Genomic DNA, 19,545 nt, shown 5'->3' with positions numbered 1-19,545 from the left:
AGCAGGCGTGACGACAGGCGGCGCGGCTGGCGGCCAGGCCTGCCATGCGCCGATCAAAACAGCGGACAGGGCCAGATTCATGGCGAGCGAGGCAAGCAGCGGGAGAGGGCGTTTCATGGCTGAAATGAAAAAACTGGTGCTGACGACAGACGCCAGCACCAGTTGGGGTTTTTAAGTTAACAAGGGGGGTGTCACAGCATTAGGGACCGACAATAGCACCGTCAAACTGACGGAAGACCTGCATTTGCGAGTCACGCAGGCCGCTCGTTCCGAGAACAGCGGGGTTATCGAGTTGGGTATCGACACCATTTTTGAAGGTCAGCAGGTCGCCGGTGGCTGCACCGTTGGTGTAGAGGTGCAGGTAGCCCCACATGGTGTACTGGCCGTTGTAGATTAGATTCGGATTGGAACCATCATACAGCACGCCATCATACTTGAGGCGCACGCCGCCATTGGTGACTGCGGTGTCGGCATCACTGACGCCCAGACAGGAAACGAGGGTCAATGACAGACCGGAGCCAAGACTATTGTTATTTTCGTCGAAGAGCTCTACCCCGGAGGTGGCGCTCATCCCGAGGATGGTACGGATGAAACTACCACTGCTGTAGCCGCCATTGCCGGCAAGGTCTGAGCCTTCACCGTCGCCGATGGTCCAGACCTGGCCTGAGGTGACGGTGCCGGAGCCGGTGGAGCCGGAGGTGACGAATTTCCATTGCTTTACCGGTGTGAAGACACCGTACTTGGTTTCTGCCAGCATGGTGCCGCGCGTGCCAGAGCCGTTGTCGCGTCCGATCTGTAGTACATAGTCAGTGTCCGCCGGGTTGCCGGTGAGTAGGCTCTTGGGCTGGAGACCCAGAGTCAACAACGCACGGGCCTGTTGAGCGGTGATGTTGTCAATCCCGGTGGTCAGGCGGTTAGCCACCCATGAGAAGGGAATGATAGCGACGACTGTGTCCGTCAGCGCTGGGCTGGTAATGGTAGTAGAGGACTGGAACACGTCCGAAAACGCGATCTGGGCCACCGCGTTCTCAGTGGCCGTCTGAGTGACAGCGGCATTGGCATAGCCATTGCTGACTGGAAGTTTGGAAGTGGGGATGAAGGAGATGCTGGCACCGCTGGCCACATCACTGATGCCGGTCGCAGAACCGGTCCAGTGGCAGTACACCGTGCTAATGCCGCCGATACCGCTGAGCGTGCCCTGAATGGTGGTGTAGTCAGCACCCTCATAACCAGATTGGTCTGCGGTGGTGGCCGCGAGATTGATCTTTCCATGCGCGAATTTGCAGTTTGCCGCACCGCCCATGAGGGCGACGATGGACTTGTGAACACCACTACGGAAGGCAGTGGAGCCGGTGAGGCGGATAGTGGCGGCAGAGGCCTGCTGCGCAAAGGAAAGGACGGCCAGCAAGGCCATGATTTTCAAAGTGGATTTCATAAATGGGATAGTAGAAGTGTGTTGGGGATGGGATTGAATGGAATGAGTTTACAGTTTGGCTTTGGCCGGACGACGACGGCGCAGGAACACACCGCACAGGCCGCAGGCGGCGAGGAGGGCGCGGCTAGGTTCCGGCACTGCTGCCTGGTTGAAGCTGACCACACCGGCGCTGCTGATGGCGAAGGTGCCTTCGTAAGAGCCGAGTCCGACGGTTCCAGTCGGGCTGGCATTCGTGGTGGTGTTCAGGATGCGGTAGAGGTCGAGGCCTGTGGCATCAATGCCATTGGCAGAACTGGCCTCAATGGAACTGCCATACTGGAAGTTGTTGTTAGCGATGAGGCTGGACCAAGTGTTGCCAGTGGTGGAGTCGATCGCCACATAGCCTAGGGAGTCACCATTGTTCGTGGTGCCGTAGGTGCTGTTCAAACTAGCAATCGCGGTAGCAATACTGCCACGGGAGGTGGTGCCCGACACGCTGGGTGCAGAGGACTGCTGTGTGCCCAAGTCGTAGGTGGTCTGAGCGATGGTGAAATAGCTGGTGGCTTTGGGATCGCCATCGATTGATTGAAAGCCGAGAGTCGAACTGTCTCTCACCGCCACTGCGCCCCAGGACAAATCTGAGCGGGTATCCCAGCCAGTTCCATAAGTGGTGGTGAGAATGGCGTTCAGGTCGATGATAGAGGCGATGCTCCCGGTGGCGTCACGGAAAACGGTGTCCGCCTGACCAAGGTCAACAATCAGGTTGGTTGAAGCGCCCGTACCGCCGGTGGCACGAAAGCCGAGGAGAAGGTCTCCTGCGACGAAAGTTCCGGCCCGGGCGGGAAGCGCCGCGACCGAAATCCCAGCCACGACGAGCATGGTGAGAAGGTGTTTGGATTTGATCTGCATGATGTGTGGTTTTGTGGGTTGATGCCGTGTGAGCCAATCCAGGATGGTTTGACTCAACGGCTGTAGCCGACGTGCCAGCACTAGCCAGATGGGCATGCTGCTGCCACCTGTGTCGGGTTACGATTTGGTCACTCCCACACAGGCCGCTACATGCAGCCTCCAGTCAGTGATGAAACTACGGGGTCGGCTCAAAGGGCGGCAGCCAGAACACCTGCCGACGCGGTGCGTCCATGCCCTGGGCCAGGACTAGCTCCAGCAGAGGAGGGTGGGCGTTGCTCATCTGGACAGTAGGTGCGGCTGAGGTCTGCTCTTGCCACATGCCTGTCCATTGCTTGCTGGTGGGATCAAATACCCGCCATTCACAGAGAGTGAGATCCTCCAGCAGGGACACACGGCAGGCACGGTCTTCATGCTGGGGTTGATGGCAGATCAGCACCAGCCGTAAGCTGCCCCCGGCGGCGATCTCGGTCTGCATGGTGACGATCCATCCCTGACTACCATCAAAGGGGGAGCGCACGTTCTGGAGTTCCACAGAAGTCAGATACTGGCCGTTTTCTTGTGTGGTGCGCACATTGAGCGCGGCATTGGCCGGAACTTCGGCCAGCAGCCGCTCACAAAAGTTGATGAGCGCGTGTTGCCGCGCCTCCCTGCGCTCATGCCGCTGGATGTCATCGGCCAATGTGAGCGTGCCCTGAGTGATGCTGTACACTGCAGATAGCAGCAGGGCGACGATGAACAGCACGATCACGACTTCGAGCAGAGTGAATGCCTGTGCCTGCTGTTGCCGGTGAGAACGGGTGATCACAGCTCAAGTACCGGTGGGTTTGAACAACGGCAGGTAGATCCAGGTGCTGGCCGCGGCCTGTTGCCGCGTACGGCCTTCCATCCACTCAGCCATGACCTGCACATCGAACAAATTGGACAAACGCTGGCCCTCACGGTTGTCGAGGTTCAATGGACGTCGGCGGATGGTGTAGCTGACCTCGTCTTCACGAATGATGGTTTCGGCATTCACTGCGGGGGACCGCGTGTGTTCTATCAGAAGCGAGCGCAGTCGCTCCTGCACGGCGGCTTCGTGACGGCGCATGATGGTCGTGTCGCCCATCTGATGGACCGCCTCCACCAGTGCGACGATGGCGATGCTGAAGATGAGCAGCGCCAGCAGCGTTTCGAGCAGCGTGAACGCCTGCGTCTTCACAGTTTTTCCTCCGTGTCGGCAAGCATGCCGGTGAGCGGATCGAGCGTGGCGCGAACCGAGCCGGCGCTGCTTTGAAAGTGCATGATCAAAGGCTCGCACAAACCACCCGGTCGTAGCAGTACGCGCTGTCCGGCGGCCGGCACGAATGTGTCCTGCCCCATCCGGCAAAGCGTGAGCCGGGTGTCGGCAGGGATTGCCGTTGCGTTGCCGTTCAAGACCACGGCCTGATCATTGAAGACAACCGTCTGCACCTGCGCGGTGGACGCCGCTTGGCGCATGCCCTGCATGAACACACGTTCGACCGCGAGCGAAACTTTGGTGAGCGCATGTTCTTCGCTGACTCGCTGCACACCAGCCGCGCCGATGGCAATGATCAGCGCCGCGATGGCGAGCACCACGATCATCTCCAGCAGCGTGAAACCAGCGCGTTGTTTCATCGGGTCATGTTGTTACCAGTTGCCGATGTCATCCTCGGTGCCTTCGAGGCCGTCGGGTCCGAAGGAAAACACGTCATAGCCGCCCGCGTTGTGCTTGCCGGGATTGTGGAAGGCGAATTTGCGGCCCCAAGGATCAACCAGCGCATCCGGTTTGAGAAGCTGAGTCCAACGGCGTGGTCGTGGCTCGGTGCCCGGACGTGTGACCAGCGCTTCAAGGCCCTGTTCCTGCGTGGGGTATACGAGATTATTGATCTTGTAGGAAGTCAGGGCGCTTTCGAAGCCCTTGATTTTGGCGCTGGCGGCAACTCCCTGCGCATTGCTTTCGAAGCCCTGCATCATGAAGGCCACGCTGCCGATGATGAGCGCAATGATGAGCAGGACGATCATCATTTCGAGCAAGGTGAAGGCGTTGTGACGTGGTTGAGTGTTATGCGGGTGTTTCATGAGGTGGAAGTTAACGGTTGAGCTGGCTGAGCGTGGAAAAGACGATGTTCACCATGGTCCAGACGAGTCCGCCGACGAGCACGGCCATGAGCAGCAGCAGGCAGGGCTGGATGAGCGCGGTGACGCGTTCGATGGTGCGCGTGAGCTGCACATCCATGCGCGTGGCGGCCTTGCCGAGCACCTCGGCCAGATGTCCGGTGTCTTCACCGATGCGGATGACATCGACGGACTGCGAGCCGAGCACGTCCGTTTTGCGCATCGCGTTGCTGAGGGATGATCCTTCACGCACCATGTCCTCGGCCTTGGTCAAACCTTGGCGCAGATGCAGGTTCGTCACGGCCTTGCGCACCAGTTCGAGCGCGAACAGCAGCGGCACGCCGCCACGCAGCAGGCTGCCGAGCGTTTCAAAATAGAGCAGCTCAAAATGCGCGCGCGTGATGTCACGGATGGCTGGAAGGCTGAGCATCAGCTTGTGCCACCCGGAGCGAATGGCGGTGGTCTTGCGCACGGCGAACAGCGTCATCACCAGCATGCCCAGGAAGATGAGCAGCGCCCACCACCAGTGTTTGAGAAAGTCGGAGAGCCACAGGCTGGCCTGGATCATGAACGGCAGCTTCTTGCCGGTGCCGCCCAGCAATCCGGCGAGTTTGGGCAGCAGATAGGTGACCATGACAACGGCCAGCGCCGCGCCCGAAACGATCAGGAATGCGGGATAGATCAATGCGCCGACGACTTTGCCATGCAGCGTCTCCATCAGCCGCAAATGTCGTGCCTGACGGTCCATGATGTCTGGCAGCGAGCCGCTGTTTTCACCGGCAGCGATCATGTTGCAGTACAGCTCATCAAACGAAGTCGAAGTCTGCCGCAGCGCCGCCGAGAGAGGCACACCGTCGCGCACCAGTGCGCGGATTTTTCTGGCCAACACACCCAAACCTGAGGATGTGCGGTTTTCCATCGCATGCAACGCCTGCTCGACTTGCAGGCCGGAGGCCAGCAGATCACCCATGTCTTCGGTGAAACGAATCACATCGGCCTTGGAAACACGTAGATGCTCCTCCGCCGCAGGTTTCGCGGCGGCCGTTTTATTTTCGGCAGTCATTGTCTGCACGGACCGCGCTTGCAAACCGCGCCTTGCGAGCAGGCGCACGGCATCACCACGGTCGGCGGCTTCGAGGGAACCTGTTTTGACCGATCCGTCTGCGGCGAGGGCTTGGTATTGAAACGCGGGCATCACAGGAAAGATCAGGCGAGTTCATCCGTCGTCACACGCGCGACTTCTTCGAGCGTGGTGATGCCATCGAGCGCCTTTTGCAGGCCGTATTCACGAATCGAGGTGAAGCCCTCCTTGCGCGCCTGCGCGAGCAGTTCGGCTTCCGAAGCACGCTGAGAAACGAGCGCCTGCAACGCGGGTGTCATGATGGCAAACTCGTACAACGCGATGCGCCCCGAGTAGCCCGTGCCACGGCACTGCTGGCAGCCACCGGGCGTGGCATGATACAGCGTTTCACTTTTCGCCTCCGGGAAGCCGAGCTTCACCAGTTGCTCCCGTTTGTAAGTGGCGGTGGTCTTGCAAGATGCGCACAGGCAACGCACCAGTCGCTGAGCGATGAAGGCGCGGACGGAGGAGCTGACGAGAAAGGGCTTTACACCCATTTCGATCAAGCGCGTGATGCCGCCGAGCGCGTCGTTGGTGTGCAGCGTGGAAAACACGAGATGGCCGGTGAGCGAGGCACGCACGGCGATCTCCGCCGTCTCCAGATCGCGAATTTCACCCACCATCACCACGTTTGGATCACCACGCAGGATGCTGCGCAGGCCGCTGGCAAAAGTGAGGCCGATTTCGGTCTTCACCGGAATCTGTACGATGCCCGGCAGTTTGTTTTCAACCGGATCTTCAATAGTGACGATGCGGCGATGCACGCTGTTGAGCTGCGAGAGAAAAGTGTAAAGCGTCGTCGATTTTCCTGAACCGGTCGGACCGGTGACGAGGACGATGCCATTGGGTTTGGCGAGCAATCCTTCAATGACCTCACGATGTTCATCACTCAAGCCAAGCCGGTCGAGCGTGAAGCGCTCCTGGCCGAGCAGGCGCAGGCTGATGGATTCGCCCTCGACGCTCGGGATGCAGGCGACACGAACGTCGAGCGACTGGCCTTCAGCCATCAGGTTGATGCGCCCGTCCTGTGGCAGGCGTTTCTCGGCGATGTCGAGCTTGCTCATCACCTTGATGCGCGCGATCACGGACGCCTGAAGCTGTTTGATGTTTTCTGGCACGGGAATCTCATGCAGAAAGCCGTCGATGCGGTAGCGGATGCGCAAACTGTCCGGCTGCGGCTCCACATGAATGTCGGTGGCCTTTTGCGCCAGCGCCTCGCGGATGATTTGATTCACAAACTTCACCACGGAGGCGTCTTCATCCTCGTCGTCGATCACGCTGGCCTCGTCGCGCAGATGGCTGTCCGCATTGGCATCGCCACGCGCTTCGATGAGCTCATCAAACGTCTCCGCGCCCACGCCGTAGAGCTGCTGGATGGCGCTGAGCAACTCGCTGCGCGGCGTCAGGCACCACTGCACCGGCAGCAGGGAAATGCGGGCCACGGCCTGCTTTGTCGTCAGATCAAACGGATCATGGCAGGCAAGCAGCAGCTTGCGCTGCGGTGCTTCGCCGCTGAAGCCCACGGGGAACACCTGATGCCGCACGGCGAACCGTGCCGGGATGAGGCGCTTGATCTCCGCCGTGTCATCCGGTTGCGGCTGCGGTGTTTCAAGCCACTGCCAGCGCAGACTTTCCGCCAAGTGACGCGTGAACAGCCGCTCATCCACCGCCCCGCTCTCAATCAATGCGAGCACTGGCGACACACCTCCGGCAGCCGCATGCTCCAGCGCGGCATGCATGTCCGCAGCATCGACACCGGCGGCCTGGGCGGCTGACTGGAGGAAAGCGTTCATGCATTGTTACGAGACTGTCGCAATCGCGATCTGCCCTACAGGTGGAAAATGAGTCATGCTGCCAGACTCGACCTCATCGAGCCATGCGGGGAAGCACTCTATTGTGAAGATTCTGTTACTTGTGGGGAAGGGCACCGTCATCCCCTGTCATATTGTTGATCTCTCACCGCCATGCATGTCGCCAGAGGCCCCGGACCACAGGTTCGGTGCTGCTGGCAGTGCTGTGCCTGGTGGCGGTGCTGTCTTTCATTGTCATCTCGACGCTGGAGGTGTCGTTGCAGCATGCGGGCATGCAGCAGACGCGACAGGGAATGATGCGCGCACGACAGCTCGCCGAGATGGGCGTGGCGGTGGCGGCGCATCCGCTGATCAAGCCGGGTGATCCGGCTTTGCTGGGCAAAATCTCGGCGATTGAGTCCTTCAAGGCCACGCTGAGCACCGAGGAGGCCCGGTTGAACTTGAATCATCTGCTCACGCCGGAACGGCTGCCGGTTCTCGAACGCCTGTTCAGTTCTTGGGGGCTTTCGTCGGCTGATGCGCAAGGCATCGCGGCATGCCTGATGGACTGGACGGACGCGGATGATCTCAAACTCCGGCCCGACAGCGCCGAGCGCAAAGAATATGAACGTCTCGGTCATCCTGACCGCCCGTTGAACCGATCACTGGCAAGCCTGGATGAATTTGATCTCGTGGCACGCAGCGAGGAAGTGCGCGCCGCGCGGCCTGACTGGCGCTCCTTCTTCACCCTGTGTGGCAACGGGCAGCTTGATGTCAATGAAGCTGCCGCCGAGGTGCTGGTGGCGATGACCGGGGCCGCTTTGACCAACGCCCGTCAGCTTGTGCATAAACGCAACGGACTCGATGGTGTGCCGCACACTGCTGACGACACGCCGTTGCGCTCGCTCGAAGAAGCCGTGACATTGCTGGGGCTGTCAGAGCAACAAGGCGCCGATCTCATGCCGCTGCTGACGCTGCACGGGCTGACGCTGCGGATCGAAAGCACCGGCAGGGCGGGTGATGAGCGCTGCGGCATCGTCGTGACCATCCTGCGTGATGACAGCGGGGTCGAACGCATCGCCGAGTGGCGTGAGTTTGCAGTGGAAGGGAGGCGTTCTTGAGCGCCTTTCGATGGCAGCGCAAAACGCAGCAGCTCCTGCGTTTTCCGGGTGAGGAGGCCTGGGAGACATGGATTGGAAACGCGGGGCTGTTGCAACGCGTCGAGGTTCCATCGCAACCCACGGGCGGGGTGACGGCCATCGAGACGCTGGCGCTCGACAGCGCGCCGTTTTGGTCTCTGGTGCATGACGGCACCGATGATGCGGGCGCTGCCGTGGCGCTGCGCTGGGAGAGCCTTGGCATTGTCTGCGAAGGTGCCGCCGCGCCATGGGCACACTGGACCGTTTCAACAACTGCGAAACGTGTTTTGACCGCCACGGTGGCGGTGACAGGTGAATCGGCATTGGCCGACTGGCGGCGTCAGTCTCCCGATCACTTTGAACCCAGCGCACGGCTGCTGCCGCTGCTGGCGGATGCCGTGTGTGTGTGGCAGGAGCTTGGCCGTTACGTGGCGGCGTTCACGCGTGGTGCGGAGCTGCTGCATATTGCCGCGCTCACCGCCCGCAGCCTGAATGCGGATGCCGCGTTTGAATTGCGCGACCTGCATGCGGCGCTCCAGGCGCATGGCTTTGTGGTAAAAATTCAGACGGTGCAGGTGTGGACGGTAAGCGAGACGGATTTTGCTCCGCAGCTTGCGTGTTTGTTTGCAGATGCCGCTGTCATCAAGGCGCCGCGTCCCGCGCCGGTTCTTCCCATGCAGCCGTCCGGCATGCTGCCGGTGGCGATGTCGCTCATTCGCCGACAAAAAAATCAACGGCAGCAGCAGGTGATGCTGACGGTGGCTGCGGCGATGATATGCTTGTGTTTCTTCGGCGTGTGGTGGGCGAGCTTGCGCTGGCGTGAAGCGGAATTGCACCGTGCGGAGGCAGCGCTGGCTGCCACGCAGCCTGAAGTCGATGCGGTGCGTGAGGCGCAGCAGCATTGGCTCGACATGGAACCTGCGATTGAGCCGAACCTGTATCCCGTGGAGCTGTTTCATCAGATCGTTTCGCTCCTGCCGGACGAGGGCATTCGTTTGACGGAGTTTCAAACCGACGCCGAACGGCTCATCGTGAGCGGTGAGGCCACCTCGGTGAATCATGCGCTGTTGTTCAAGGACAAGCTGGCCGCCAGCGGGCCGTTGCAGCGTTATACCTGGAATTTTCCGGTGCCACGCATCCGCGATGAAGACAGCCGGGCGGAGTTTCGTGCCGAAGGAATCCTAAACGTGGAAGGAGTCGGCCATGAAGCCCAGTGAACGCCGACTGCTATTGATCCTCACGGTGCTGGCCGCACTGGTCGGCATGGTGATCCTCACGCAACGTCTGCTGCGCCAGCAGCATCTCGTCGAACGCCGTGAGCAGTCGCTGGCGCTGCGTCAGACCGAGGCACGGGCGATGCTGGCAGACGCGGGACTCTGGCAGGACCGGCTAGGCTGGCTGCATGCCACGCAGCCGGTGATGAGTAGCGAAAATCAAGCCAGTGAGGAACTGCTGGAAACGCTGCTAAGATCAGCCACCCGGCACACCCTCGTGGTGCAGAAGAAACAGTTGCATGAGACTGTGACGAAATCTTTTTACAGCGAGGTGGGTGTGACGCTGGCCGTGAAGGGTGATCTGCCGTCCGTATTCCGCTGGCTGCACACCCTGCTGGCACCGGACGCGTTTCGTGCGGTGTCGCAACTGCGCATCACGCCCGATGAGGCTGACAAGTCCGCAGTGATTGCCACGGTGCGCTGCAGCCAGCTCTACGCGCCTGCCACCGCAGCAGGCACGGCCAGAAAGGAGCCAAGATCATGAGCCGAGCAGGCTTGATCCTCAGCATAGTGGTGTGCGCCACTGCCGCAGCGCAGAATGCGCCCGATTTTGTGCCACCACAGCCCTATCCAGTCGTGCGGTATGAGACGGGCTGGAACAAGAATCCCTTCATGCGTAAAACTACCTCTGCGGCCGTGGCGAACGCTTCCTTTGCCCAGGATTTGGCTATCGGCACCTACTATGGAGCTGTGAACGACCCCACCATCGTTATTGTTAACGCCAAGACCCAGGAACGGATCAGTCTGCGCAAAGGCGAGACGGCAGCCAATGGCATGACACTTGCCGAGGTGAGCATCGGCCTGAACCGCAAAGAGACCTATGCCCAGGTGAGCCTGGCGGGAGAGGTGGCGCGTCTGCACATCAATGAGGCATTGCTACAACAAATCGCGGCAGCGGCAGCGCCTAAGAACGCGAAGACCGTTCCCAGCCCTCAAGCACCCGCCAAATCCGCCGCCGCTGTCGGTGCCCAGAGGTTCCAGTCTGCCACGATCAAGCTGCCCATTCTGCCGGTGCTGCCGCGCTAACCATCCTCCTATTCTCAGAGCATGAACTCTCTTCCACAGCTACTCATCGCAGCCCTCGTGCTGCTGGCGCTCCCGTCTGCCACCGCGCAAATCGTTCGCGTGCCCGCCGCTTCGAGCACTGGCAAAAATGTGATCGGCTTCACGGCCACTCCGGTCGCAGAAGTGCTCGGTGAGTACTACCGCATCACCGGCCGCAAGGTGCTGCGTGACCGCGGCCTGGAGAGTGCTGTGGTCACCATCGATGTTCCCGGTGAGTTCAGTGATGAGGAATACCGTAGCATCATTGAGAAAGGCCTGCTGATGCATGGCTATGTGCTCGTCCCCAGCGGTGACAATCTCTTCAAGCTCATCGCCGCCGAGCAGGGCACCATGCCATCCACTCAGGATGTGCCCATGATTCTGCGGGTCGAGGATCTGCCCAAAACCGACCAGGTAGTGACGCATGTGCTGCAGCTCAATCATCTGCGCGCGGATGAGGCCGCTGCCGCCTTTCAGCAGATCATCCCGCTGCATCCGTATGGGAAAATGCTCGCCGTGGCCAACGCGCAGGTGCTCATCATCACCGAGGCATCGCAAACCATCCATGCCTATGCCGAGCTGGCCCGGCAGGTGGATCTGCCGCCCATGGAAACCATCCAGAAGACGATCCGCATTGAGCGTGCGGAAGCGACGGAGGTCATTGAGCAGCTCACCGTCCTTCTGGGCCTGGGCGATAGCTCGACGGCCGGCCAATCTGCCGCCAGCACCACCGCAGGCGCTCCCACTGCCGGCACGCCGTCGCATGCCTCGTTGGGAAGTTCGACGGCAGTTGTGGCAAAACCACTGATGCAAGCCGTGCCGCGGACGAATAGTGTCGTCATCGTTGCCCGTCCGCTCGATCTACAGAAAATCGAGTCACTCGTTAAGGAGCTTGATGCCGAGACGACGGTGAGCCGCTACTTCTCGCGCAAGCTCAACTACCTCGACCTCACCGTGTTCCTCAGTATCGCGGAAAAAGCCCTGCAGCGGAACGATTCCAAGGAAAAAGACAACTCCCTCGCTTCGCAGCAGGACGGCCAGCAAAATGCCACAACGCAGCCGGTGTCCACTGCGCCACCGGTGGGTTCTGGGCCTGCATTTGGCTCAGGAGTTAACAACGGCGGCGGCCTCGGCAGCACTGGTGGAGCTGCTTACGGGCAAGGTTTTGGCACCAGCGGCGCGGTCCAGGCTCTCCAAGTCACCAAGAAACCCATCAGCATCCTCATTGCGAACACGCATGTCATCGCGGACCCCGCCAGTTCGAAATTTTTCGCCAGCGGACCGCCAGATCAAATCAAGGCGTTGCAGGAACTTGCCGAAGAACTCGATGTGCGGCCACGGCAGATTCTGCTCTCGGCCATCATCGGCGAGTTCACCATTGGCGATGACTTCAACTTTGGCCTAGACTGGATTCAATCCCTCAAACAGGTGGGAGCAGACGGGCTTGTCGGGGGTGTGCTTAACACGCAAGGCACCGCCTTTACCAATCCCTCCAATTTGAAGGACATCGCCGGCTTTCTGGGGGCTGGCGGTCCTGCCGCTCTCGGCGGTCTTACTGCCTACGGCCAGATCAACAAGAACCTCAGCATCTTTCTTCAGACTCTTGAGCGCACGCGGCGCTTTCATGTGCTGCAGAAGCCCACGATCACCGCCATGAACCACCAGCAGGCGACCATCTACATCGGACAGCAGGTCGCCATTGCCGGGCAGAGCTACACCAGCGGTGTGGTCGGCGGCGGCTTCACTTCAACGACACAATACATTCCCGTGCGATTACAACTCGACATCACCCCGCACATTTTCAACGACGCGGAGGTCATGCTGGAGTTCAAGCAGCAGAACAACGACATCTCCGGCTTCACCACCATCAGCGGCAACCAGGTGCCCAACATCTCGGAACAGGGCATGTCCAACAGCCTCATCGTGGCCGACCGCGCCACCGCCATGCTCGGCGGTCTCATCACCGAGCGGGACCGGAAGAATAACAGTGGTCTGCCGTTTCTCGTGCGCATCCCGGTCATCAAACATCTGTTCGGCAGCACTACGAACAGCAAGGAGCGGCGCGAAATGATGATCTTCATCCAGCCTCGTATCCTGCCCGACAGCACCTCCCACATGCTCGAACAGGCACGCTTGGGCGACTACAGCGACAACTTCGACGAAGCCGCCCAGTTCGCTGGCATGCCTGAAGCCATCGTCCCCCGTGCTCTTGCGGCCGATGAAAAACCCAATGACCTCCTGCCCCCGCCGACTGCGGCTGTAGCAGTGCCACAGCAGAATTTTTTCGGCAAAGTGAAGTCTTTGTTCAGTGGCAAAAAAACTACACGGCCCTAACGGCATGCGTTATTGATAAAGTGAGGTGGACCCCGGAATTCGGGCCAGTCGTGGAGTTATGAGTTTATGATGGTTGCGGTGTGTGGCAGACAACCCAACACACCAACAAACCAAGTGAAAGCGAAACGTAAAAGACATGATCCCGAGTTCAAGGCCTGCGTGGCTTTGGAAGCCCTCAAGGGCGTGCCGACTTGAATTGGCAGGAATCAACGTGCATGAGAGAAGTCGAACCCCATGCCGTCACTGATCCGCCCCTGGTACTGGCCTGAACGAGGCCAGCCTGAACGCACCGAGCCCTTCACCTGGATTGTGGAGGGAGTGATCGCCGCGTCGTGGTGGCCTGATCCGTATGTGTTCGACCTTTACGACGAGCACGGCATACGGGCCGTGGTGAACTGCTGCGAGTTTGACAACCGCGAGGACGTGCCGCCTCACTTTGCCTACCATCACATCCATGTGCCGGACTATGGCGTGCCCACGGATGCGCAGATGGAGCACTTCATAAAGCTGATGGATGCGCACAAGGCCGCCCGTGAGCCCGTGGTGGTGCACTGCGTCGCGGGCTGCGGGCGGACGGGGCAGTTTATCGTGGCCTGGTGTGCCAGGGCGGGTCTCATCCCCGCAGGCAGCGATCCTGTGCAGTGGATTCGTGCCCGCCGGAGGTGCTGTCTGGAAACCCGCGAGCAGACGGACTGCGCCAAGCGGTGGATGAACAAGTATCGGCTCAAATGAGGGCGCGCGGTTGAGAGGGAATTTCAGTTCCTCCAGGAAACCTCCGGCAAATGGGCGTTCCTCTGGACTGACCCAATCAGTCCAGAGGCACTAATCGTACTAGGCCAGCTTGTAGCAGTCGGCCCACTCGGCGCGTGGAGGCGGTCCTGCCAGGCGTGCATTGGCCGCGTCATTGCCGATGAAGCGCTTCGTCTTCGGATCGAACTGAAGATCGACGTTCAGATACTCGGCGATGGTGCCCAGATTCAGCACCTGGGTGAGCGAGCCGCCGATGCTGAAAGGGGACTGGGTGCTGCCATTGCCCATGCAGGCTTGGATGAAGCTCTGGAAGTGATTGAGTTTCAGTGGATGCAGGGCCATCGCGTCCTTGAACTCCACCATCTTGGCGCGCGGATACACGATCGAATGGCGATCATGGGAGCCACGTTGAACGAGGTAGTCACCCTGCTTCCGGTGCAGCAGAGAGCCGGTGGTGCCGGGATTTGGGATCGTGATTTTGCCGTCCTTGTCTGGATCACCGAACTTTTCCGCGACCTCGATCTTGATGTCGCCGCCCGCTCTCCAGTGCAGTTCCACGGCCGGCATCTTTTCGCCGCGTTCAGGGAATTCAAAACGAATGTCCGAACTCAGCGGATAGCTGATCTGATTGTAGTCCGCCAGCGCCAGGGGCGTGATGCGCGTGGGCAGGCCGAGTTTCAGGTGGTCATGGACGAAGTCGATGATATGAGCGCCCCAGTCGCCAAACATGCCGCCGCCATAGAGGTGGAATCCGCGCCAGTTGAAGGGGTGATACATCTTGCTGAAAGGCTTGACCTCCTGCGGGCCGCACCAGAGGTCCCAGCTTTTCAGGGACTCGGGCATGGGCTCCTCGGCCGGATAGCCCTTGATGAGCGCGCGCTCGGCTGCGTTCATGAACCAGAGAGAAGGCGACTTCCAGGCGTCGATCTTCACGATGTCATCAACGATGCCGGCGGCTAGCATCTGCTTAAACTGCTCGGCACCGGCGGAGGTGTGGCCCTGGTTGCCCATCTGCGTCACCACTTTGAACTTCTTCTCCGCTCGCATGAGGATTTCCGCCTCTTCAAAGGTGTGTGTCAGCGGCTTCTCCACATACACATGCTTGCCCAGAGCCATCGCATGAATGGCGGCGGTGAAGTGTGTGTGGTCCGGGGTGACCACGCTGACGGCATCGATGTCGTTGCCCATTTTGTCGAGCATCTCGCGGAAGTCGTGAAAGCGCTTCACGTCCGGGAAGGCCGTCAGGTTCTTCTCCAGGCCTTTGGCTGTGACGAAATCCACATCCGTAAATGCCACAGGCACGGCCGCGCCTCCTTCCGTGAGGCCCGGTATCACACTGCCTGCACGTCCGCCGATGCCGATGCAGCCGAGATTGATGCGCCGGCTCGGCGGCAGCTTGGGATTGTCCGCCGCGCGTGCGCTGGTCAGGTAAGCAGGCAGGAAATTGAAACCCAATCCTGCGGCGACGGATTGTTTGACGAAACTGCGGCGAGTTGGAGAGGGGGATTTTTCAGGTGTGTTCATGGTTTGGAAAAGAGGTCAGACCATGATGCTAGATGTCCGGCTGGAAAGAGGCCAGCATAAAAAGTTTCGGGATAAGGGAGCTTCATCTCCGGCAGCGGAGAGATGTCGGCGAGATCTGTGGTTTGAAGGTAGAACCGAGCGCGGAGCATGCCTCGCAGAGGTTGGATCGTGTCGTTGGGCTGGTTTGCCAGTCATCAGCTCAATCAGACCTTTCTTCGTCACAGATGCCCTGAACTTGGATTGGTCACCCATGTTGCGACAGGCTCCACCCCCGAAAACGCGGGGGGGACGCATAAAGGCTGCGTGGGCTGCGTTTTATCCTGACAACCTATGACCCGCTTCGTTTTCAGCCTCTCAGCCGTCCTCGTCTCCAGCCTTGGCCTTGCCGTCCGCGCAGCCGAGCCGTTTGACGCCTTCCTGGAGAAGCACTGCATCAGCTGCCATGGCCCGAAGAAAGAGAAGGGGGACTTGCGGATCGATCAGCTTTCGCGGGATTTTAAGATGGGCGCAGACACTCATCATTGGGCGGAGATGGTCGAACAGGTGAATTCGGGTGAGATGCCGCCGAAGAAAGAGAAGCAACCCACGCAGGAGGAAATCGCGGCGTTCGTCACGAGTCTCGACTCGCTGATCAAGGAAGGCCGGGCAGCGCGGATGGCGGCGCGGCCAGCGGTGTCGCATTACCGTCTGAGCCGGAAGGAATATCAAAACACGGTCTATGACCTCCTCGGTGTGAGATACGATCCGGCCAAGCCAGGGGAGCTGAACGAAGACACTCTGTGGCATGGTTTTGAGCGCATGGGATCGGAGCTTTCGCTTTCACCCTCGCATGTGGATCGCTTTTACCGAGCTGCGGAACTCGTGCTGGACCGCGCCTTTCCTCCCGCCGCTTCCGTCGAAGCTCGCAAAGTGCTCAAGACTGCGGCCGATCTGCGTTACAGCGGAGGAAAGACGCAGCAGGAGGCGCTGGACCGGTTCGGCATCAAGCGGCCGCTGCGTTACCTTCTCTTCCCGGGTACAGTTCAGAATGCGTTCGCGCCGGACTGGCTGGGGAAGCCGGGGCCGCAGCAGAGTGGACTCTATCGCATGCGCCTACAGGCCAGCGGAATTCGTCCGCTCGACGGCCAGCCGGCGCACCTGAGCATCGGCAAGGTGACGGGTGAGGAGACTGTCGCGGGCCTGATCGAGTTTGACATCACGGCAGCGGAGGACAAACCGCAGGTCTATGAGTTCGAAGTGTTTCTTGAGATGCCAGCGGTGCTGCACTTCTGCGTGGTGGCCACGGATGTGGTGGACCGAAGGAGTGGAGCGGCCTTCCGCAATGCGCTTTCCAGCAGGGGTGGGTATATCTTCACGCATAGCAGCGAGACCCTGCTGCTGAACCCGAATGCGCCGCAGATGTTCGACGACAAAGGGAACGGCCTTTTCTCGACGGTGCTTCTCGACTGGATTGAATGGGAAGGGCCATTGGAAACGGACGCGGAAAAGTCCCGGCGCACGGGGCTGGTGCCCACCGATGATGCGACACCCGAGGTGGTCGCGGAGCATCTGCAACGCTTCGCCGAACGCGCCTGGCGGCGATCTGTTAAGCAGGAGGAGCTGGCAGATTATCTGAAATCCTACCACGATGAGCTCGGTGCGGGCGAAAAGCCGGCTGATGCCTATCGCGTGGCGATGCAGGGTGTGCTGACCTCCCGCAACTTTCTCTACCTCGTCGAGGGCGATCCGGTGGCCCGCGAGCGTCTCACCGACTGGGAGTTCGCCACGCGGCTCTCATATTTTCTGTGGAGTTCGATGCCCGATGATGTCCTCTTCACTGCGGCGAAAAGCGGCAGCCTGAAGGGCGGGGGACTGAAGAAGGAAGTGGACCGGATGCTGACCGACAGCCGGATCAACCGCTTCATCGACGACTTCTCAAGGCAGTGGCTGCAACTGCACCGCGTGGGAATGTTCCCGCCGGACAAGAAGCTCTACCCCAGCTACGACCGCTGGCTTGAGACGAGCATGCGGGCGGAGCCGGTGGAGTTTTTCCGCGAGATGCTGGTGAAGAACCTGCCCATGGACAGCTTCCTCGATTCCGACTGGACCATGGCCAACTCCCGGCTCTGCGATTTCTACGGACTGGCGGAGCCAAAGACGAGCGGCTTTCAGCGCGTCTCGCTCAAGCCTGAGGATCATCGCGGCGGGCTGCTTTCGATGGGAGCATCGCTTGGGTTGACTTCGGACGGCACGCGCCACCGCCCGGTGCACCGTGGGGTCTGGCTCAGCGAAGTGATTCTGGGTAAAACACCGCCGCCGCCGCCGGCCAACGTGCCTGCCATCGAACCCAATCCGCCAAAAAGCGCGAAGGCGACTCTCCGCGAGAAACTGGAGGCGCATCGTAACGACGCGAACTGTGCCGCCTGCCACGCGAAGATCGACCCTCTCGGACTCGCTTGGGATAACTACGATGCCATCGGACAATGGCGTACCCGTGAGAAAGTCCCGGAGGGGGTCGGTCAGGACCCCTTGATCAATCCTGCCGGCCTCATGCCCGACGGTCGCCCCTTCAAGGATGCCAATGAGTTCAAAGGCTTGCTTATCGAGGACCATGACAAGTTTGTGCGTGCCTTCATCGAGCATCTCTGCACCTACGGCCTGCGCCGGGTACTCACCGTTGATGACGAGGACGACATCAACGCCATTGCGGCAGAAGCTAAGAAGAACCGATCTGGAGTTAAAGACATCGTTCGCGCCGTGGCGATGTCTGAACTGATGAGGAAACGATAGTTAAATGTGCTTGGAACCACTCACGAAGAATATGACTATCCGACGCTCTAAGGACACCATCGGCAAACCAGCCGTGCTCTCTCATACCCAAGTGGGTGGCTTGAGGGCTCGGTGCTGTATTGACAGGATTAACAAGATTCCAGAGTTAACAAGATTTGTGCGGGCATGGTTTGAGTGTGCCGTTTCGAAACGCCGCCTTTTTACTCGGGACGAGCAATCCTGTATCATCCTGAAATTTTGTTAATCCTGTCTAAAAATCGCCGCTCGACCCTGATACAAACTTTGGCTGCCATCTGAGTGTCCCAACGCCCGCTAGCCCTTTAACAAAAAACTGAAAATTATGAGCAACTACCTCTCCCAATCCTGGCGAATTGACCGCCGCCACGCCCTCAAGGCGTTCGGCAGTTTAATCTCTCTGCCGCTGCTGGAATGCATGGTGCCGCTTCGAGGTGCGGAGAAAGTCACGGCTACGCCAAAGCGCAGCGCTTTCATCTATCTGGCGAACGGTGTTCATTCGCTGAACTACCAGATCACCACGCCAGGGAAGGACTACAAGTTCTCCAGGTCGCTCATGCCTTTGGAGAAGCACAGGGATGTCATCACGCCGATCAGCGGCTTGCATCACCCGGGAAGTCTGAGTCATCATCACAACTGCATCAGCGTTTGGCTGACCGGCGGAAAGCTTGGGCCTTCCGACCACAACACGATCTCCGTGGACCAGAAGATGGCTGAGATCACCGCGCAGCACACTCGCTACCCATCGCTGGAAGTCGCCATCACCCAGGAATCCCTCGCCTGGACTGCGGACGGCGTGCGACTGCCCGCGATGCGGCGTTGCAGTGAGATCTTCGCGTCCATGTTCGCGGAACCGAAAGGAGGCATCGCTGCCCAACGGCGGGCCTTGCGCCGCAAAGGCAGCGTGCTGGATGACAATCTCGCCGAAGTGCGGCGGCTGGAGAAAAAAATGGGTTCCGAGGACAAAGGTCGCATGGATCAATACCTCACCTCCGTGCGCGAGGCTGAGATCCGCACACGGCGGGCCGATGCGTGGCTGGATACGCCGCTGCCTTCCATCTCCGAGGCTGATCGCACTCGGACCAATCGTGACATCGCCGACACCAGGGCGGGTGATTATTTCCGCACGGTCTATGACCTGATGGTCCTCGCGTTTCAGACGGATGTGACACGCGTGGCCACCTTCAGCCTGGGTGGCGAGGGGCAGGCGATTGCCATTCCGGAAATCGGTATCACGGAGTCGCGTCATCAGCTCAGCCACCACGGCGGCGATCTGGGCTACATGGAAAAGCTCACCAACTACGACACCTTCGCCATCGAGCAGTTCAGCTACTTCCTCACCCGGCTC

At 59.9% G+C, this 19,545-nt stretch carries 17 protein-coding genes; 8 read left to right on the top strand and 9 right to left on the bottom strand.

What is annotated here, in order from left to right:
• Positions 1-199: 199 nt before the first annotated feature.
• The 8 genes from PSV43_RS19655 to PSV43_RS19620 all read right to left on the bottom strand — a co-directional run bounded on the left by PSV43_RS19655 (position 200) and on the right by PSV43_RS19620 (position 7,351).
• Positions 200-1,435 (bottom strand): hypothetical protein, encoded by a 1,236-nt coding sequence (locus PSV43_RS19655; protein WP_300201500.1) that lies wholly within the window; start codon positions 1,433-1,435, stop codon positions 200-202.
• 48 nt (positions 1,436-1,483) lie between these two features.
• Entirely contained in the window at positions 1,484-2,323 is an 840-nt protein-coding gene (locus PSV43_RS19650; RefSeq protein WP_300201497.1) for a hypothetical protein, read from the bottom strand.
• A gap of 175 nt (positions 2,324-2,498) precedes the next feature.
• Positions 2,499-3,128, bottom strand: coding sequence for a prepilin-type N-terminal cleavage/methylation domain-containing protein (locus PSV43_RS19645; protein ID WP_300201494.1), 630 nt, complete (start codon positions 3,126-3,128; stop codon positions 2,499-2,501).
• A 3-nt stretch (positions 3,129-3,131) separates the two neighbouring features.
• On the bottom strand, positions 3,132-3,521 hold the full coding sequence (locus tag PSV43_RS19640; RefSeq protein ID WP_300201491.1) for a hypothetical protein: 390 nt from the start codon (positions 3,519-3,521) through the stop codon (positions 3,132-3,134).
• The gene (locus PSV43_RS19635) at positions 3,518-3,958 is read right to left on the bottom strand and encodes a prepilin-type N-terminal cleavage/methylation domain-containing protein (protein ID WP_300201488.1); all 441 of its coding nucleotides are present in this window, start codon (positions 3,956-3,958) and stop codon (positions 3,518-3,520) included. Before PSV43_RS19635 ends, PSV43_RS19640 begins: the two co-directional genes overlap by 4 nt.
• Positions 3,959-3,970: 12 nt before the next feature.
• A complete protein-coding gene (gspG, locus tag PSV43_RS19630) occupies positions 3,971-4,402 on the bottom strand; it encodes a type II secretion system major pseudopilin GspG (RefSeq protein WP_300201485.1) in 432 nt (143 codons plus the stop codon).
• Positions 4,403-4,412: 10 nt separating this feature from the next.
• On the bottom strand, positions 4,413-5,633 hold the full coding sequence (locus PSV43_RS19625) for a type II secretion system F family protein (protein WP_300201482.1): 1,221 nt from the start codon (positions 5,631-5,633) through the stop codon (positions 4,413-4,415).
• 11 nt (positions 5,634-5,644) lie between these two features.
• Complete coding sequence (locus tag PSV43_RS19620) at positions 5,645-7,351, bottom strand: GspE/PulE family protein (RefSeq protein ID WP_300201480.1); 1,707 nt, start codon at positions 7,349-7,351, stop codon at positions 5,645-5,647.
• Between the two features lie 236 nt (positions 7,352-7,587).
• Here PSV43_RS19620 and PSV43_RS19615 point away from each other — a divergent pair, with 236 nt between their 5' ends.
• From PSV43_RS19615 to PSV43_RS19590, 6 genes are all read left to right on the top strand, one after another.
• Positions 7,588-8,469, top strand: a complete 882-nt coding sequence (locus PSV43_RS19615; RefSeq protein WP_300201477.1) for a type II secretion system protein GspK — start codon at positions 7,588-7,590, stop codon at positions 8,467-8,469.
• Entirely contained in the window at positions 8,466-9,704 is a 1,239-nt protein-coding gene (locus PSV43_RS19610; RefSeq protein WP_300201474.1) for a hypothetical protein, read from the top strand. The genes PSV43_RS19615 and PSV43_RS19610 overlap by 4 nt, the downstream gene beginning before the upstream one ends.
• On the top strand, positions 9,691-10,245 hold the full coding sequence (locus PSV43_RS19605; protein ID WP_300201471.1) for a hypothetical protein: 555 nt from the start codon (positions 9,691-9,693) through the stop codon (positions 10,243-10,245). The genes PSV43_RS19610 and PSV43_RS19605 overlap by 14 nt, the downstream gene beginning before the upstream one ends.
• Before the next feature lie 128 nt (positions 10,246-10,373).
• On the top strand, positions 10,374-10,787 hold the full coding sequence (locus PSV43_RS19600; protein ID WP_300201468.1) for a hypothetical protein: 414 nt from the start codon (positions 10,374-10,376) through the stop codon (positions 10,785-10,787).
• A gap of 21 nt (positions 10,788-10,808) precedes the next feature.
• Positions 10,809-13,139 (top strand): secretin N-terminal domain-containing protein, encoded by a 2,331-nt coding sequence (locus PSV43_RS19595; RefSeq protein ID WP_300201465.1) that lies wholly within the window; start codon positions 10,809-10,811, stop codon positions 13,137-13,139.
• 234 nt (positions 13,140-13,373) lie between these two features.
• Positions 13,374-13,871 (top strand): protein-tyrosine phosphatase family protein, encoded by a 498-nt coding sequence (locus PSV43_RS19590; protein ID WP_300201462.1) that lies wholly within the window; start codon positions 13,374-13,376, stop codon positions 13,869-13,871.
• A 99-nt stretch (positions 13,872-13,970) separates the two neighbouring features.
• On the opposite strand, the gene PSV43_RS19585 is transcribed toward PSV43_RS19590, so the two are convergent.
• Complete coding sequence (locus PSV43_RS19585; protein ID WP_300201459.1) at positions 13,971-15,413, bottom strand: Gfo/Idh/MocA family oxidoreductase; 1,443 nt, start codon at positions 15,411-15,413, stop codon at positions 13,971-13,973.
• Between the two features lie 330 nt (positions 15,414-15,743).
• Between PSV43_RS19585 and PSV43_RS19580 the strand changes: the two genes are divergently transcribed.
• Positions 15,744-18,182: a DUF1592 domain-containing protein gene (locus PSV43_RS19580; RefSeq protein WP_300201456.1), complete on the top strand. Its 2,439-nt coding sequence runs from the start codon at positions 15,744-15,746 to the stop codon at positions 18,180-18,182.
• A 340-nt stretch (positions 18,183-18,522) separates the two neighbouring features.
• On the top strand, positions 18,523-19,545 hold a 1,023-nt coding region (locus tag PSV43_RS19575; RefSeq protein ID WP_300201453.1), incomplete at its 3' end, for a DUF1552 domain-containing protein.

It is taken from the genome of Prosthecobacter sp., assembly GCF_029946185.1.
Taxonomy (GTDB): Bacteria; Verrucomicrobiota; Verrucomicrobiia; order Verrucomicrobiales; family Verrucomicrobiaceae; genus Prosthecobacter.
The sequence above is the reverse complement of the archived record's forward strand: the minus strand, read 5'-3'. Positions and strand labels throughout refer to the sequence as shown.

Coding starts and splice junctions, on each gene's coding strand:
- PSV43_RS19625 (WP_300201482.1), bottom strand. CDS start 5,633: ATGCCCGCGTTTCAATACCAAGCCCTCGCCGCAGACGGATCGGTCAAA.
- PSV43_RS19595 (WP_300201465.1), top strand. CDS start 10,809: ATGAACTCTCTTCCACAGCTACTCATCGCAGCCCTCGTGCTGCTGGCG.
- gspG (WP_300201485.1), bottom strand. CDS start 4,402: ATGAAACACCCGCATAACACTCAACCACGTCACAACGCCTTCACCTTG.
- PSV43_RS19600 (WP_300201468.1), top strand. CDS start 10,374: ATGCGTAAAACTACCTCTGCGGCCGTGGCGAACGCTTCCTTTGCCCAG.
- PSV43_RS19635 (WP_300201488.1), bottom strand. CDS start 3,958: ATGAAACAACGCGCTGGTTTCACGCTGCTGGAGATGATCGTGGTGCTC.
- PSV43_RS19655 (WP_300201500.1), bottom strand. CDS start 1,435: ATGAAATCCACTTTGAAAATCATGGCCTTGCTGGCCGTCCTTTCCTTT.
- PSV43_RS19585 (WP_300201459.1), bottom strand. CDS start 15,413: ATGAACACACCTGAAAAATCCCCCTCTCCAACTCGCCGCAGTTTCGTC.
- PSV43_RS19620 (WP_300201480.1), bottom strand. CDS start 7,351: ATGAACGCTTTCCTCCAGTCAGCCGCCCAGGCCGCCGGTGTCGATGCT.
- PSV43_RS19580 (WP_300201456.1), top strand. CDS start 15,744: ATGACCCGCTTCGTTTTCAGCCTCTCAGCCGTCCTCGTCTCCAGCCTT.
- PSV43_RS19605 (WP_300201471.1), top strand. CDS start 9,691: ATGAAGCCCAGTGAACGCCGACTGCTATTGATCCTCACGGTGCTGGCC.
- PSV43_RS19590 (WP_300201462.1), top strand. CDS start 13,374: ATGCCGTCACTGATCCGCCCCTGGTACTGGCCTGAACGAGGCCAGCCT.
- PSV43_RS19650 (WP_300201497.1), bottom strand. CDS start 2,323: ATGCAGATCAAATCCAAACACCTTCTCACCATGCTCGTCGTGGCTGGG.